At 70.0% G+C, this 15,315-nt stretch carries 13 protein-coding genes; 7 read left to right on the top strand and 6 right to left on the bottom strand.

What is annotated here, in order from left to right; translation table 11 throughout:
- Positions 1 to 808: 808 nt before the first annotated feature.
- Together ABD235_RS02245 and ABD235_RS02250 are read right to left on the bottom strand one after the other, a co-directional pair.
- The gene (locus tag ABD235_RS02245; protein WP_344168496.1) at positions 809 to 1,351 is read right to left on the bottom strand and encodes a hypothetical protein; all 543 of its coding nucleotides are present in this window, start codon (positions 1,349 to 1,351) and stop codon (positions 809 to 811) included.
- Between the two features lie 667 nt (positions 1,352 to 2,018).
- Positions 2,019 to 2,933 (bottom strand): ROK family protein, encoded by a 915-nt coding sequence (locus ABD235_RS02250; protein ID WP_344168499.1) that lies wholly within the window; start codon positions 2,931 to 2,933, stop codon positions 2,019 to 2,021.
- Between the two features lie 314 nt (positions 2,934 to 3,247).
- Between ABD235_RS02250 and ABD235_RS02255 the strand changes: the two genes are divergently transcribed.
- Together ABD235_RS02255 and ABD235_RS02260 are read left to right on the top strand one after the other, a co-directional pair.
- Entirely contained in the window at positions 3,248 to 3,856 is a 609-nt protein-coding gene (locus ABD235_RS02255; RefSeq protein ID WP_344168502.1) for a matrixin family metalloprotease, read from the top strand.
- The gene (locus ABD235_RS02260; RefSeq protein ID WP_344168505.1) at positions 3,843 to 4,406 is read left to right on the top strand and encodes a hypothetical protein; all 564 of its coding nucleotides are present in this window, start codon (positions 3,843 to 3,845) and stop codon (positions 4,404 to 4,406) included. The genes ABD235_RS02255 and ABD235_RS02260 overlap by 14 nt, the downstream gene beginning before the upstream one ends.
- Before the next feature lie 55 nt (positions 4,407 to 4,461).
- On the opposite strand, the gene ABD235_RS02265 is transcribed toward ABD235_RS02260, so the two are convergent.
- Positions 4,462 to 6,042: an alkaline phosphatase D family protein gene (locus ABD235_RS02265; RefSeq protein ID WP_344168508.1), complete on the bottom strand. Its 1,581-nt coding sequence runs from the start codon at positions 6,040 to 6,042 to the stop codon at positions 4,462 to 4,464.
- A 161-nt stretch (positions 6,043 to 6,203) separates the two neighbouring features.
- On the opposite strand from ABD235_RS02265, the gene nagZ reads away from it, so the two are divergent.
- Together nagZ and ABD235_RS02275 are read left to right on the top strand one after the other, a co-directional pair.
- Complete coding sequence (gene nagZ / locus ABD235_RS02270) at positions 6,204 to 7,661, top strand: beta-N-acetylhexosaminidase (RefSeq protein ID WP_344168511.1); 1,458 nt, start codon at positions 6,204 to 6,206, stop codon at positions 7,659 to 7,661.
- A gap of 40 nt (positions 7,662 to 7,701) precedes the next feature.
- Positions 7,702 to 8,976, top strand: coding sequence for an alpha-L-fucosidase (locus ABD235_RS02275; RefSeq protein ID WP_344168514.1), 1,275 nt, complete (start codon positions 7,702 to 7,704; stop codon positions 8,974 to 8,976).
- Here the strand turns inward: ABD235_RS02275 and ABD235_RS02280 are convergent.
- On the bottom strand, positions 8,973 to 10,175 hold the full coding sequence (locus ABD235_RS02280; RefSeq protein WP_344168517.1) for an ROK family protein: 1,203 nt from the start codon (positions 10,173 to 10,175) through the stop codon (positions 8,973 to 8,975). The two genes, ABD235_RS02275 and ABD235_RS02280, sit on opposite strands and share 4 nt — an antisense overlap.
- Positions 10,176 to 10,277: 102 nt before the next feature.
- On the opposite strand from ABD235_RS02280, the gene ABD235_RS02285 reads away from it, so the two are divergent.
- Positions 10,278 to 11,915, top strand: coding sequence for a glycoside hydrolase family 13 protein (locus ABD235_RS02285; RefSeq protein ID WP_344168520.1), 1,638 nt, complete (start codon positions 10,278 to 10,280; stop codon positions 11,913 to 11,915).
- 64 nt (positions 11,916 to 11,979) lie between these two features.
- On the opposite strand, the gene ABD235_RS02290 is transcribed toward ABD235_RS02285, so the two are convergent.
- The gene (locus ABD235_RS02290) at positions 11,980 to 12,855 is read right to left on the bottom strand and encodes an SDR family oxidoreductase (RefSeq protein ID WP_344168523.1); all 876 of its coding nucleotides are present in this window, start codon (positions 12,853 to 12,855) and stop codon (positions 11,980 to 11,982) included.
- On the bottom strand, positions 12,852 to 13,265 hold the full coding sequence (locus ABD235_RS02295; RefSeq protein ID WP_344168525.1) for a nuclear transport factor 2 family protein: 414 nt from the start codon (positions 13,263 to 13,265) through the stop codon (positions 12,852 to 12,854). Before ABD235_RS02295 ends, ABD235_RS02290 begins: the two co-directional genes overlap by 4 nt.
- Positions 13,266 to 13,354: 89 nt before the next feature.
- Between ABD235_RS02295 and ABD235_RS02300 the strand changes: the two genes are divergently transcribed.
- Positions 13,355 to 14,044 carry a TetR/AcrR family transcriptional regulator gene (locus ABD235_RS02300; RefSeq protein WP_344168528.1) on the top strand — a complete coding sequence of 230 codons (690 nt, stop codon included), beginning with the start codon at positions 13,355 to 13,357 and terminating at the stop codon, positions 14,042 to 14,044.
- A gap of 119 nt (positions 14,045 to 14,163) precedes the next feature.
- The gene (locus ABD235_RS02305) at positions 14,164 to 15,276 is read left to right on the top strand and encodes a Nif3-like dinuclear metal center hexameric protein (protein WP_344168531.1); all 1,113 of its coding nucleotides are present in this window, start codon (positions 14,164 to 14,166) and stop codon (positions 15,274 to 15,276) included.
- Positions 15,277 to 15,315 lie beyond the last annotated feature (39 nt).

The following is a 15,315-nucleotide window of genomic DNA, read 5'->3' on the forward strand; positions in this document are numbered from 1 at the left end:
CCGCGTCGCTGCTTCGATGGGCGCTTCGTCGGGGCGAGGTTGCCCGTTGCCTGGTGGGATCGGGCTGCCGCGTCGCTGCTTCGATGGGCGCTTCGTCGGGGCGAGGTTGCCCGTTGCCTGGTGGGATCGGGCTGCCGCGTCGCTGCTTCGATGGGCGCTTCGTCGGGGGCGAGGTTGCCGGTTGCCTGGTGGAGTCGGACTGCCGGGCCGCTGCGTCGACAAGCGCATCGTCGGGGCGAGGACGCCCGTCGCCTGGTGGAGTCGGACTGCCGGGCCGCTGCGTCGACAAGCGCATCGTCGGGGCGAGGACGCCCGTCGCCTGGTGGAGTCGGACTGCCGGGTCGCCGCTTCGACAAGCACATCGTCGGGGCGAGGTCGCCCGTGGCCCGGTGGAGTCCGGCTGCTGGGCCGCCGGCCCGGCGCTCGACCTTGGTCACGCGCGCGACCCCAGCCCGAGCCCCAATCGCCTACGTGCTCTCACGCTTTCCTCGGCCGGAGCGGCCTGAGCCCCAGCGACCTCGTCGGCCGCATCCGTGGCGGCACCAGCCCCCGCGGTGGCACCAGATCCGCGAGCACCATCAGACCGCCGTACGGCGAGCAACAGGACGGCCAATGCATCAGCGAGGCGAAAAACCCAACCAGAGCCGAAGAGAACAGCGAACACAGCAACGCCCGCCCGGAGCACCCCGGGCGGGCGGTCGACTTCCTGAAACATTGGTTCTGCACCGTGGACGGGGGTGTGAGTCCCGATGGCTGCCCTCCCGCAGTCGTCGGCCCACCGTCCGCGGTGCAGAACCCGCGACGATCCTCATCCCTCCTGAGGATCGATCGCACTCACCGCCCGTCGGCGCAGCAGCGCGTAGGCGCTGATCACGCAGATGAGCAGCGAGTAGACGGCCCAGACGGATCCGACGCTGCCGAGCTCGTCCCCGTTCCCACGGGATCCGAGCGCGACGACGGCGGTGACCGCGACCAGCGCGATCAACGGGCCCGTCCAGCCCAGCACGCCCATCCGGACCGGCTGCTCGGACTCGGACGGGTCGTCCAGGTCGAGCGCGGCGGAGATGGCACGTCCCCGGAGGGACTCGTGCAGGGCCGCGACGCCGCACGAGGCGGCGACGTTCAGGAGCAGCAGGCGGTCGACGACCTCGGCGACCGGTACGCCGGCGACGGTGCCGTAGACCACGGCGTACACGTCGACGGGGACCGTCGCGGCGGCGGCGCCGAACACGACCAGCTGGAACAGCCGCGGGCGGCGTACCGACGCCCGCAGACGGCCGTCCGCGCTGGTGGTGACGACCACCAGCGCGGTGAAGAAGAGTGCGAAGACCACGAGTACGGCGACGTCCATCAAGACCTGTTCCTCCGGTCGTGCGTTGCCCCGGGCAACGCTGGTGGACGTGCGTACGAAACCTGTCGAGCCCGCGTGCGCGGCGGAGAGTCGCCTCTCCGCCGCACTCGCAAGCGGTCAATCCCTGGCATGCAGGCCCCCCTGATTGCCCTTGGATGACGTGCCCCCACCCCATCCATCCGTTGCATCGCGTGGACAGGGGTCGCCGTTACAGACTTTTCGGCATTGGGGTTAAAACTGCACAAAATTGCGCGGGAGATCCCTTTCCGAGCGGCGCAACTGTGTGTAAGGGCTGCAGCCGGTGCTGCCGCTGTCACTCGTGGTTTCCGTCGGACTGTCGGACAAAGTTCAATCACCGCCGGTACGCCGAAATGCCCGCGCTCGCGACGGCGATCGGCGCAGGTGGCGCGACCGGCGGGAGGGCCGACGGCCACGACTGATCAACCTGGCCCGACCGGTCGTGGATCGTCGCCGGCGAGCGTGCGGCCGGCCGAGCGACGGAGGTTGATCAGTGGTGGGCGTCGGCGAACTCGGCGGCGGGCACGCTGGACTGAGCGGTTCGCTCAGACCGGCCGGGCGTCGCCGCTCGGCGGCGGGCAGCGTCGAGTGAGCGGCTCGCTCAGGTGGTTGCCCAGGCCAGCCGGGCAGCGTCGAGTGAGCGGCTCGCTCAGGTGGTCGCCCAGGCCAGCCGGGCCGCGCCGAGGAGGCCGGCGTTGGCGAGCTGCGCGGGCTCGACGGTGAGGTCGGTGACGAACGGGAGTTGGGCCAGCCGCTTCACCCACCGGCTCACCGGATCGAACAGCACCGGCCCGGCCTTCGCCACGCCGCCGCCGATGACGACGGTCGTGAGGTCGACCGTGACCGCGGTCGCAACGATGCCTGCGGCAAGCGCCTGCGCGCCGTCGTCGAAGATCGCGAGCGCGATCTCGTCCCCGGCCGCGGCGTCGGCGGACAGCACCGCCGCGTCCACCTGCTCGCCGGGACGCCAGCCGCGCCGCTTCGCGCGGGCGACCATCCGGGGACCGCTCGCGTACGTCTCGACGCACCCGTACGAACCACACGCGCAGGCCTCGCCGTCGAGGTCGACGACCATGTGCCCGAGGTGCGCCGCGTTGCCGGACTGGCCGAGCATCGGCTTGCCGTCGACGACGATCCCGGCGCCGACGCCGGTCGACACGACGATGCCGAGCAGCGTGTCGACCGCGCGGCCCGCGCCGGTCCAGGACTCGCCGAGCGCGAAGCAGTGCCCGTCGACGCCGAGCTCCACCGGTACGTCGCCGACCAGCGCGCGGACCCGGTCGACGAGGGGGAAGTTGCGCCAGCCGGTGATGTTCACCGGGGACACCAGTCCGTGGGTCAGGTCGAGCGGACCCGCCGACCCGATCCCGACCGCGATCGGCGTCGTCGCGCCGACGACCCGCTCGACGAGTTCCGCGAGCGCGCCGAACACCTGGTCGGCGTCGCCGGGCGGGGTGAGGATCCGGTCCTCGGTGAGGATCGTCCCGTCGGCGGCCACCAGCGCGGCGGCCATCTTGGTGCCGCCGATGTCGATGCCGAGAACGGTCGCTGAGTCAGCGCTCATGGGCGGGTGATCTGCACTGTCACGGTGATCGGACTCCGGTCGGTGGCGGTCAGGTCGAGAGACAACGTTATCCGCAAGTAGCTGATACAGCGAGAGGTAACTGCAGCTAATCACGCATCAGCACGCCACATCGTGCGCAGATTGCCCCTTCGGATGCACTGACGGTCACTGACAACGATGGCCTTTGAGAGGACAAAAACGGCCCGCCGTACGCCGGGAAGCGATTTGTACGGGTGAACTGTACGAGTTGTCGCTTCTGCCGACGGGCGACTGCCGTCAGAGTTCGGGGACCGCCCAATCGAGAGGACCCGAAGATGATCCAACGACTCCTGACCGCCGGTTTCGCTCTGGCCGTGCTGGTGCCCGTCGCCGCCACGGCCACCGCCACAACCGCTACCGCCGACGTGCCGAAGCCGCTCCCGATCGGCTGCAAGTTCGCCGGCAGCGGCAACGCGCTGAAGTGGCAGGACGCGACCCGGTCGGCGCCGTACGCGAACGCAGCGGCCAGCGCGGTCACCGCCTGGAACTCGACCAGCAGCCAGTTCAACATGGCGAAGGTGACCTCTGGCGCCAACATCAGGGTCTCGGACGGCAACTTCGGCGCGACCTGGATGGGTTACCAGTTCTCCGGAATCATGCTGGGCATCGACCAGAGTCCCACCGTCTCCTGCACCGGCGGAACCTGGGACACCGGACGAGTCGCCTGGTGGAACACCCACTACACCGACGGGTACACCACCGACAAGCGCAAGGCGATCATGGTGCACGAGCTCGGTCACGCCCTCGGCCTGGCCCACACCGAGGGGCGCGGCTGCGAGTTCGGCATCATGGACACGAACATCGACGCCAAGTACGACACCGCCTGCGGAGGATTTTCGACGCCGCGTCAGGCCGACATCAACGGCGCCAATGATCTTTACTGACCGGCTCCTGGGCGTTGGCCTGGTGACGCTGCTGGTCGCGCTCACCCTCAGCGGATGCTCGGACACCGCCGCCCAGGGCACGCCGAGCACCCCCAGCACTCCGCGGCAGCAGATCAACGTGAACGAGATCAGCCAGGTCACCAGCCTGTCCGACCTCACCAAGCGCAGTCAGGCGGTCGTCGTCGGAGTGGCCGGACGCCGTACGACCACCGAGCTGCGCAGCCTGCCGGTGACGATGACCGAGGTCGCCCCGGTGAAGACGGTCGCGGGCAAGTTGCGAGCCGGTGGGTTGACCGTCTCGCAGCTCGGATCGGAGCAGGTTCTCGCGCCCGGCCTCGCCCAGGTGATGACGAGCGGAGCGACCTACCTGCTGTTCCTCGCCGAGGAGACCTCCGACGGCGCCCGACGGACCGTGCTCGCCGGTGGCCGCGGCCTCTACGAGCAGCGGGGCGACCAGTACGTGTACGTCGGGGGAGAGGGCAGTGCGTTGCCCGCGACGTTGCCGGTCGAGTCCATCGAGTCCCGGATCCCGGCCATGACGAAGAAGTAGCGGCAGTCGAAAGCGGAGGGCCGGGCGGACGCGAGCCGCCCGGCCCTCCGGCGAATCAGGTCAGGTGCAGGCCCGGTGTGCCCGCTTCGACGGTGAAGGATGCTCGGGTGGAGACCGGGGCTCCGGGCGTGCTCACGTACGGGATGACCTTGAAGTCGGCCTGGAGGGTTTCGCGGGTGATGCGGGTCTTCACGTAGCCGCGCTGGTTGTTGAGGAGCTTGATGTGCGGGTTCTCGTCGAGCTGCAGCTGGCCGCCGGTGGGGAAGTCCTGGCCGTCGCCGCCGGAGGTGATCGACGTGGTGACGAGCTCGACGCCGACGGTGCGCGACGACGGGTCGCGGAAGTCGGCCTTGAGGTCGTTCGCGTAGTGCTTGTGGACGTCACCGGTCAGGACGACGGGGTTGGTGACGTGCCGCTGCTGGAAGCCGTCGAGGATCCGTTGGCGCGAGGCGACGTACCCGTCCCAGCCGTCCATGCTGTAGGTGACCGCCGGCCCCGCGGTGAAGTCGCGGGCGCCGAAGAACACCTGCTGCCCGATCACGTCCCACGTGGACGACGACCGGCCGAGCCCGTCGAGCAGCCATTTCTCCTGCTCCGGACCGGTGATCGAGCGCGCCGGGTCGAGCGCCGCCGGGCAGTCCGACGTCGTGTCGTTGCAGGCCTGGTCGCTGCGGTACTGCCGGGTGTCGAGCATGTGGAACGACGCCAGCCGTCCCCACTGGATCCGGCGGTAGATCTGCATGTCGATGCCGCGCGGGATCGAGCTGCGCCGCAGCGGCATCATCTCGTAGTACGCCCGGTACGCCGCCGCGCGCCGCTCGAGGAACCCGGCCTGCCCGGCCGGCGACGGGATCTCGTCGGCGTAGTTGTTCTCCAGCTCGTGGTCGTCCCAGACCACGACCCACGGCGCCACCGCGTGCGCGGCCTGCAGGTCCGGGTCGGTACGGTACTGCGCGTGCCGCACCCGGTAGTCGGCCAGCGTCCAGATCTCCTTGGCCGGCGAGTGGGCCCGCGCCCCGGTCCCGCCGGCGCCTTCGTAGATGTAGTCGCCGAGGTGCAGCACCAGCGACGGGTGCTCCTCGGCCATTCGCCGGTACGCCGTGAAGTAGCCGCCGGAGTAGTTCGAGCAGGAGACGAACGCCATGTCGAGCGGGCTCCCGTACGTGCCCGGCAGCGGCGTCGTCAGCGTGCGGCCGATCGCGGAGACGTGCCGCTCGCAACGGAAGCGGTAGTAGTACTCGCGGCCGGGCAGCAGGCCGCCGACCTCGACGTGGACGGCGTGCGCGGACTCCGGCGTGGCGGACACGACGCCGGACCGGATGACGCGGCGCATCCCCGGGTCGAGCGCGACCTGCCACTGCACCTGGTACCGGCGGCTCGGCATGCCACCCATGCCGTCGGCGGCGAGCGGGTCGAGCGCGAGCCGGGTCCACAGGACGACGCTGCGGTAGTCCGGGTCGCCTGAGGCGATGCCCAGGGTGAACGGGTCGGGCAGCGGTTGCGACGAGGCGGAGGCGGCGGTCGTGTCGGCCAGCGGTGACCCGGCGGCCGGCAACGTACCGGCCGCGGCGACCGCGGTGGCGCCGGCGGCCGTGGCCACCAGCAACGTTCGGCGGGTGATCGGTGTGACGGGCATGGCGGAGCTCCGTAACGGATCGGCGGGATGGATTCCCGCCAACCCTTCCGGGGCCCGTCGAACCTGAGATGACGTCCGGAGGTGCCGTTGGTGAACTCACGCGGCGTGAGACATCCCCGGGTCCATTGGCATCCACTGCGTCGGCGCGAGAGGGTGGCGTCATGAGTGACCAACTCGAACGCGACGCCGCCGGCGCCCTGATCGTCGGCTTCACCGGTACCACCGCCCCCGACGACCTCCGCCGAGCCGTCGCGAACGGTCTGGGCGCGGTGATCCTGTTCACCCGCAACGTCGTCGACGCCGACCAGGTGTCCGCGCTGACCGCCGCGCTGCGCGCCGAGCGGCCGGACCTGCTGATCGCGATCGACCACGAGGGCGGCGAGTTCAGCCACCTCGCCCCGGCCAACCCCTGGCCGCTGTCCTCGCCCCGTGCGCTCGGCGAGCTCGACGACACCGACCTGACCCGTGCCGCGGCCCGCGACGCCGCCGCGACGCTGGCCGCGCTCGGCATCGACGTGATGCTCGCGCCGTCGGTCGACGTGAACAGCAACCCGGCCAACCCGATCATCTCGACCCGCTCGTTCGGTACGTCGGCGGGCGTCGTCTCCCGGCACGGCGTCGCCTTCGTCCAGGGCGTCCGCGACGCCGGCATCGCCGCCTGCCCGAAGCACTTCCCGGGCCACGGCGACGTCGCGGTCGACTCCCACCTCGCGCTCCCGCGCGTGGACCGGTCGATCGAGCAGGTGACCGCGGTCGAGCTCGCGCCGTTCAAGGCGACCATCGAGGCCGGCGCCGACCTGATCATGAGCGCCCACATCGTCTTTTCGGCGTATGACGACCAGCCGGCCACTCTGTCGCGACGGATCCTGCAGGGCCTGCTCCGCGACGAGCTCGGCTTCACCGGCGTGATCACCACCGACGCGCTGGAGATGCAGGCGATCACCAGCACCCGGTCGATCGAGCAGGCCGCGGTCGAGTCGATCCGGGCCGGTGCGGACCTGGCGATGATCGCGATCGGCGAGGCCGACCCGCGGGCGCTGACCGCCGAGATCGTCGGTGCCGTCGGCAACGGAACGCTCGACGCGTCGCGCGTCACGGAAGCAGCTGGTCGCGTTCGCGATCTGGCCGCCGACCTGGCGTCCCGGACTCGCATGCCCGGCCTCGACGGCGCGCCGACCCGCGAGGTTGCGGCGCGGACGGTGACCGGTCAGGAGTTCCCGGCGCTCGGCGGTTCGCCGTACGTGGTGGATCTGACGCAGGGGCTGCACCCGGCGTGGAACCCGTACTTCAGCGGCCTGCCCGAGGTGTTCGCGCGGATCGCGCCGGGATCGGCCGGCGTCGTGCTGCGCGAGGCGGACGCGGAGGCGCTCGGCGAGGCGCAGGCGGCGGCGATCGGCCGGCCGCTGGTGGTCGCCGTCCAGGACGCTGTCCGGACGCCGTGGATGCGGGCCGCGCTGCAGCACCTGATCGAGAGCCACGAGGGCGACGTGTTCGTGCTCTGCACCGGGATCCCGGAGGACCGCGCGCTGGTGCCGGCGAACGTGCCGACCGCGGTCACGTACGGGCGGAACCTGGTGGTTCTGGAGGCCGTGACCCAGGTGCTGACCCGCAAACCGTAAATCCTATATCCTATCGCTCACCCCGATCGAGGAGTGCGCGATGGCGATCCAGCCCTGGTTCGAGCAGGCCAAGCTCGGCATCTTCCTGCACTACGGCATCTACGCGGTGAACGGGATCGCCGAGTCCTGGTCGTTCTTCAACGGCGAGATCAGCCACGAGGACTATCTCAAGCAGCTCGACGGCTTCACCGCGTCGAAGTTCGACGCCGAGGCATGGGCCGAGCTGTTCGAGGCGGCCGGTGCGCGGTACGCCGTACTGACGTCGAAGCACCACGACGGCGTCGCGCTCTACGACACCGCGGCGAACGACCTGTCGACGGTCAAGGCGACGCCCGCGCGGCGCGACATCGTCAGCGAGTACGTCGACGCGCTGCGGGCGCACGGGCTGAAGGTCGGGCTGTACTTCAGCCATCTCGACTGGACGCACCCGGACTACGCGTCGGTGCGTCCGGCCGGGATGCCGGCCGACGAGCGCGGCAATCCGTACGCCGTACCAGCGGCTGGTGAAGAGGATCCGGAGGCATGGGAGCGGTTCCTCGCGTTCCACCGGACGCAGCTGACCGAGATCATGGACCGGTTCGCGCCGGACCTGCTCTGGTTCGACGGCGACTGGGAGCGCGATCCGGAGCAGTGGCGGATGGACGAGGTGCGCGACCTGATCGTCGGCAAGCTGCCGGCGACGGTGGTGAACGGGCGGATGCGCGGCGGGTTCGGCGACTACGCGACGCCGGAGCAGGGCGTGCCGATCGTGCCGCCGGCCGGTCCGTGGGAACTGTGCGTCACGATCAACGACTCGTGGGGGTTCCAGCACCACGATCACCACTACAAGTCGGTGCGGCAGCTGATCCGGCTGTTCGCCGAGACGATCGGCGGGGGAGGGAACCTGCTGCTCGACGTCGGTCCGCGCGAGGACGGGACGATTCCCGAGGAGCAGGTCGAGCGGCTGCGCGAGCTGGGCGACTGGATCCGGCGGCACGAGCGCGCGGTCTTCGGGACGACGCGCGGGCTGCCGAACGGCGCGTTCTACGGTGCGTCGACGGTGTCGGCCGACCGGCGCAAGGTGTACCTGTTCGCCTTCGACCGGCCGAACGAGTACTTCGTGGTCCGCGGCATCCGCAACAAGGTGCTCAAGGCAACGATCGTCGGCTCGGACGTGGAGCTCCGGATCGACCGCCAGGGCGGCGGCATCGAGGGCGCGGCGGGCTGGACGTACCTGTACGTCGACTCGGACACCGCCTTGGACCGCGACTGCACGGTCGTCGAGCTGGAACTGGAAGGCGAGCTGGACCTCGCCGAGCACCACACGAGGGACTAAAAACGCCTAGCGGTGAGCGTCAGATCGAGTGCGTTCTGTTCCACGTAGTTCAGTGCGTGCCGGACCGCGCCGACCGAGACGATTGTGTCGCCAAGCGATGACACCGCGACCTTCGGCGGCGTACTGGTGAACGTCGCCAGCAGTTGCTCGATCGACGGCAGCAGCGCCTTCGCCGCCTCGGCGACCGCGCCGCCGATCACCACCAGCTCGGGGTTGAAGAGGATCCCCAGCGTCGCCACCACGCGCGCTGTCCGCTGACCGACGACCTCGAGGACGTCGAGCGCCGCCTGATCACCCTGCGCCGCGGCGGCGAAAACCATCTCCGCGGTCACCGGCTCACCGCCCGCGAGCTCCCGCAGTACGGTCTCGATGGCCGGATCCGCGATCGCCGCGGCTCCGCCTTCGCGAGCGATGCGGGCGATGCCGTGGGTGTCGCCGACGCCCTCAACGAGCTTGAGGTACACCATCTCGCCGGCGCCGCCGCGACTCCCGTGCAGCAGCCGCCCGGAGTCCATCAGGCCCGAGCCGAACCGCTCACCGGCCAGCAGTACGACGAGGTCGTCGACCCCTTGCGCCTCGCCTCGCCAGTGCTCGCCGAGCACCGCGAGATTCGCGTCGTTCTCCAGCAGGGCCGGCCAGCCGTGGACCTTCGACAGCCGCGCCGTCAGCCCGGCGTCGAACCGCCGCCAGAACTCGTCGTCGGCCAGGATGTTCCCGCTCCGGTCGACCGGAGCGGCGACCCCGACGCCGGCCGCGATCACCTGGTCGTCGGTCACCTCCGCGGCCTTCATCGCGTCGACCACGGCCTCGTCGACCAGGTCGGTCCGCTCGGCCGGCTCCTTCACCGCGGCGAACGAACGGCCCGCCTTCGCCAGCGTCTCGCCGCGCAGGTTGGCCACCACGACGGTCGTCTTCGCCGCGCCGACGTCGATGCCCAGCACGTAGCCGGCGCCGCTGTTGAACTCGAACCGCCGTGACGGCCGGCCGACGCTGGTGTCGTCGCGGACCGGGTCGAGCTCGACCACCCAGCCCATGCCGATCAGGTCGTTACAGACCGCGTGCACGGTCGCGCGAGTGAGCCCGGTCGCCTCGATCAGGCCGGTTCCGGTCATCACTCCGGTGGACGAGAGCACGCCGAGCAGCTTGCTCGCGTTCACCCGCCGCAGCAGCGGTGGAGTGGCCGCAGACGTCTTCGGCATCCCTCTTGACCTCCTCGCAGTACCGTGTTCACAATACTACAGATTCTAAATTTAAAGTCTATATAAACGTCGCACCCCACACACTCAGAGTGAGGCTCTGTCTTGACTACTACTCGTGCGCAGGAGACGAGCGCTGCCGACTGGTGGCGGCAGGCGGTCGTCTATCAGGTCTACCCGCGCAGCTTCGCCGACTCCAACGGCGACGGCATCGGCGACCTGCAGGGCATCATCAGCCGGGTGCCGTACCTGACGTCGCTCGGCATCGACGCGGTCTGGCTGAGCCCCTTCTACCCCTCGGCCCTGGCCGACGGCGGGTACGACGTGGACGACTACCGCGACGTCGACCCGCGGCTCGGCACGCTCGCCGACTTCGACGAGCTGGTCGGCACGCTGCACGACAACGGCATCAAGCTGATCGTCGACATCGTGCCGAACCACAGCTCCGACCGGCACGAGTGGTTCCAGGAGGCGCTGGCCGCGCCGAAGAACTCGCCCGCCCGCGACCGCTACATCTTCCGCGAGGGCGACGGCGACCAGCCGCCCTCGGACTGGGACTCGGTCTTCGGTGGGTCGGCGTGGGCGCAGATCCACGACGGCCAGTGGTACCTGCACCTGTTCGCCGCCGAGCAGCCCGACCTCAACTGGGACAACGCCGAGGTCCGCGAGGACTTCCTGAAGACGCTGCGGTTCTGGTCCGACCGTGGGGTCGACGGGTTCCGCGTCGACGTCGCGCACGCGCTGAAGAAGGACCTGACCGAGCCGCTGCCGTCGAAGACCACGCTGCCCCGGCAGTCGGAGTCGAACGGCATCCACCCGCTGTGGGACCGCGACGACGTGCACGACATCTACGTCGAGTGGCGCAAGGTGCTCAACGAGTACGACCCGCCGCGGTCCGCGGTGGCCGAGGCGTTCGTACCGGCTGCTCGTCGCGCGCGCTACGCGAGCGCCGCCGGGCTCGGGCAGGCGTTCAACTTCGACCTGCTGCAGGCCGACTGGGACTTCGACCGGTTCCGCCAGGTGATCGAGGAGAACCTCGCGCTGGCCGACCAGAACGGGTCGTCCTCGACGTGGGTGTTCTCCAACCACGACGTCGTCCGGCACGCGACCCGGTACGGGCTGCCCAAGGATCCTGACGGGGCTTGGCAGGACGGCAAGGCCTGGCTGCTGAGCAACGGCACCGAGCCGACCGTCGACGTCGAGCAGGGGCTGCGCCGCGCGCGGGCCGCCGTACTGCTGATGCTGGCGCTGCCGGGCTCGGCGTACCTGTACCAAGGCGAGGAGCTCGGGCTGCAGGAGGTCGGCGAACTGCCGGCGGCGAACCTGCAGGACCCGGCGTACTTCCGCTCCAAGGGCGCCGAGAAGGGCCGCGACGGCTGCCGCGTCCCGCTGCCCTGGACGGTCGGCGGCCTGTCCTTCGGCTTCGGCTCCGGCGGCTCGCACCTGCTCCAGCCGAAGTGGTTCGGCGGCTACTCCGTCGAGGCCCAGGAAGGCGACCCCGACTCGACCCTCAGCCTGTACCGCAAGGCCCTCGCCGTACGCCGAGGCCTGCAGACCGGTGAAGGTCTCGAGTGGGTCGACGGCGTCGAGTGGGCCCTCCACTTCCGCCGCCCCGGCGGCTGGCAGTCCATCACCAACTTCGGCGCCGCCCCCATCGAACTCCCCGAAGGAGCCGTCGTCCTCTCCAGCGCCCCGCTGGAAGGCGAGAAGCTCCCCGTCGACACGACTGCCTGGCTGATCTGAAGGAGTAGCCACCCTCACCAACCCATCTCCCTGCTGGGTTGGTGAGGGACATGTCCGGCCTGTCTTAGCCGGCGTGCTGGTGATGTGCAGCGACCAGGCTGCGGACGAACTCAGCGACAGGGGTTGGTGTCACGCCGAAGGAGCTCGCCAGGTCGGTGCTGTCGACGTCAGAGTCGTAGGTGTTCAGCATCGCGAGCAGCTCGGCGGCGAAGTCCGGCATCCCTGGCACCGGCTGCCCAGGCGGCACTGTTCGCAGTCCCACCGGTCGGCCCAGTTCCTGTTCGAACACATCGACGATGTCACCCCACGTGAGTGCCTGGGGCCCTCCGATCGGCAGTGCTCGACCCTCTGCGTCGCGGCGATCGAGCGCCGCGACGGCGTACGCCGCGACGTCGCGCACGGCCACGAAGGTGTGACGGCGCAGGCCGTCCCCGACCACCGTGACCGGCTGGCCGGCGAGGGCCGGACCGCCGACCACGGCGGGGACCCACGTGTCCATGAAGGCGTCCGGCTGCAAGGCCGTCCAGGCCAGGGCGCTGTCTCGGAGTCGCTGCTCGGTCTCACCTTTGGCGCGGATGAAGGGCGCAACGCTCTCCGGATCGGCGCCGAGCACCGAGGTGAAGACGAAGCGGCGCACCCCCTCGGCCACTGCCGCTTCGACGAGGTTGCGATTGCCGACCCGGTCCACCGACTCGACGGTGTCGTCGCCGCCACGCCCCATGGAGTTGGCCGTGGTGAGGATCGCGGTGACGCCTGCGCACGCGGCGCGCAGGGATCGTGGATCTTTGAGGTCGCCGGTCACCGGCTGCGCGCCGGCGGCCACGAGTTCGTCGTACGACGAGCCGGTGCGGACCAGAATGCGCACGGGCTTGCCTTGCTCCATCAGCGTGCGGGTGATCAGCCGACCGAGCTGACCGGTGGCTCCGGCCACGAGAATCACGAGACCTCCTGGGGATTCGCCGCGTTCCTGAGAACTCGGCGGGTGTGGGCGTCGACGTCGCCGCTGGTCTCCTCGACCGGTTCCAGGTAGAACCGCGCCGAGGAGATCAGCTGCTCGGTGACGCCGAAGACGATCACGCCGCGCAGGAGAAACGCGGATCCGTCGCATCGGGTGCCGGACATGTCCCACTCGGTCCACAGCGTGCCGCCGTCCACCGCGGTGCGCGGCACCTGGGCGCGCAGGTCGGGAACGCCGGCGAAGATCTGCGTCCAGTTGGTCCGAACCTGCTCCCGGCCGCGGAATCCGCGCTGCGGATGCGTCGGGGTCTCGTTGACGTAGTCGTCGGCGAAGCAGGCCGCCAGACCGTCGAGATCGTGTGCGTTCACGGCGTCCAGCAGTCGGTGGAGCACCGCCGTCGGTCCTTGCCGGGATCCTTCCACGAGGACCACCCCTCCCGTTACAGTAATCTGTAACCAATACTGGAGCATGGAACGGAATGATGACCCACGTCAAGGGCAAGCGTCGTTACGACTCCGCCGGCCGTCGGGCGCAAGCCCGCCGTAGCCGCGAGGAGATCCTCGACGTCGCCGAACGGCGGTTCCTGGCCGACGGGTACGCCGCCACCACGATCGTCGCCGTCGCCGCCGAGGCCGAGGTGTCGGTGGAAACGATCTACAAGGCGTTCGGTGGCAAGTCGGGGCTCGTACGTGCCATCTACGAGCGCGGTCTGACCGGGCGGGAGCCGGTTCCGGCGTACCGGCGATCCGACGACATGCGGGCTCACGAGACCGACCCGGAAACCATCATGCGCAGGTGGGGCCTGCTCACCGCCGAGGTTGCCTCGGTGGTGACGCCGATCCGCCTGCTGATGCGCTCGGCCGCCGCCACCGACCCCGACGTGTCCGCGGTGCTCGAGGACAGCGATGCCGAACGTCTCACCCGCATGTCGCACCACGCCCGGTTCCTGGGGGAGCGCGGATACCTGCGCGACGGCGTCACCGTCGCCGAGGCGACCGACATCCTGTGGACCTGCAGTTCCGTCGAGATCTACGAGCTCCTCGTGCTGAAGCGCGGCTGGTCGCCCCAGCGATTCGCCGACTTCATCGCCGACTTCATGATCGCCTCGCTCCTGCCCGACTCCGAACAGAACGGCCGTGCGTCCGGCGAACCGCTCCCGGACGACCAGTGACCCCGCGGCGTTGTCGTCCTGCGAAGACGACGCCGCGAGTTGGTGGGCGGGCGGGAGCTTGCTGATGGCTGGGTATTCGGTGCGGCAGGATGGGACTCGTGGCGACAAGTCTTGGTGATGTGAAGGCTGTACTGGATCGGCTGTACGACCCGGCCTGGGCGGAGAGTTGGGATGCCGTCGGGCTGGTGACGGGGGATCCGGAGCAGCCGGTGGGGAAGGTGTTGTTCGCCGTTGATCCGATGCGGGCGGTGGTGGACGAGGCGATCGACGGTGGGTTCGATCTGATCGTCAGTCATCATCCGTTGTTGCTGCGGGGAGTGAACAGCGTCGCCACGACCACGCCCAAGGGGCGGGTGGTGCACGACCTGATCCGCAACCAGGTCGCGCTGATCGTCTGTCACACCAACGCGGACAACGCGAATCCTGGAGTGAGCGACGCGTTGGCCGCAGCGCTCGGTCTGCGGGACACGCGGCCGTTGAAGGCGATGCCGTCGGCGCCGATGGACAAGCTGGTCGTCTACGTGCCGGTCGACGAGACGCAGGCGATGATCGACGCGCTCGCCGCCGCGGGCGCCGGGCGGATCGGCGACTACGACCGGGCCGCCTGGTCGACCACCGGGGAAGGGACCTTCCGGCCGCTGGAAGGCGCCAACCCGACCATCGGGGAAGTCGGCGCGATCGAGGTCGTCCAGGAGTCCCGCGTCGAGATGATCCTGCCGCGCCACCGCAGGCGCGCGGTGGTCGAGGCGATGCGGGCGGCGCATTCGTACGAGGAGCCCGCGTACGACGTACTGGAGCTGGCGTCGCTGCCCAGTCAGCTCGGCGGTGGCCGGATCGGTTCGCTCGACGAGCCGCTGTCGCTGCGAGAGTTCGCGGCACGCGTCGACCGCGGACTGCCGAAGACCGAGCACGGCGTACGGGTCTCGGGGGATCCCGAACGGATCATCAGGACCGTCGCGGTCTGTGGTGGCGCGGGCGACTCCGAGCTCGACCGGGTGCGGGCGGCGGGCGTCGACGCGTACGTGACGGCCGACCTGCGGCACCACCCCGCGACCGAGGCCCGGGCGTACGCCGACGGCCCGGCGCTGGTCGACGTCGCGCACTGGGCGAGCGAGTGGCCGTGGCTGGCCGACGCCGAACGCCTCCTGACCGCGGGGTTGGCAGAGCGGGGCAGTACCGTGGACACTCACATCTCGACGCTCCGCACGGATGCCTGGGACCTGCGCCTGTAGGGCCCGCCCGGCGAGCTGACAACTGAACGCAAGATCTAA

The sequence above is a fragment of the Kribbella lupini genome, from assembly GCF_039529595.1.
GTDB classification, from domain to species: domain Bacteria; phylum Actinomycetota; class Actinomycetes; order Propionibacteriales; family Kribbellaceae; genus Kribbella; species Kribbella lupini.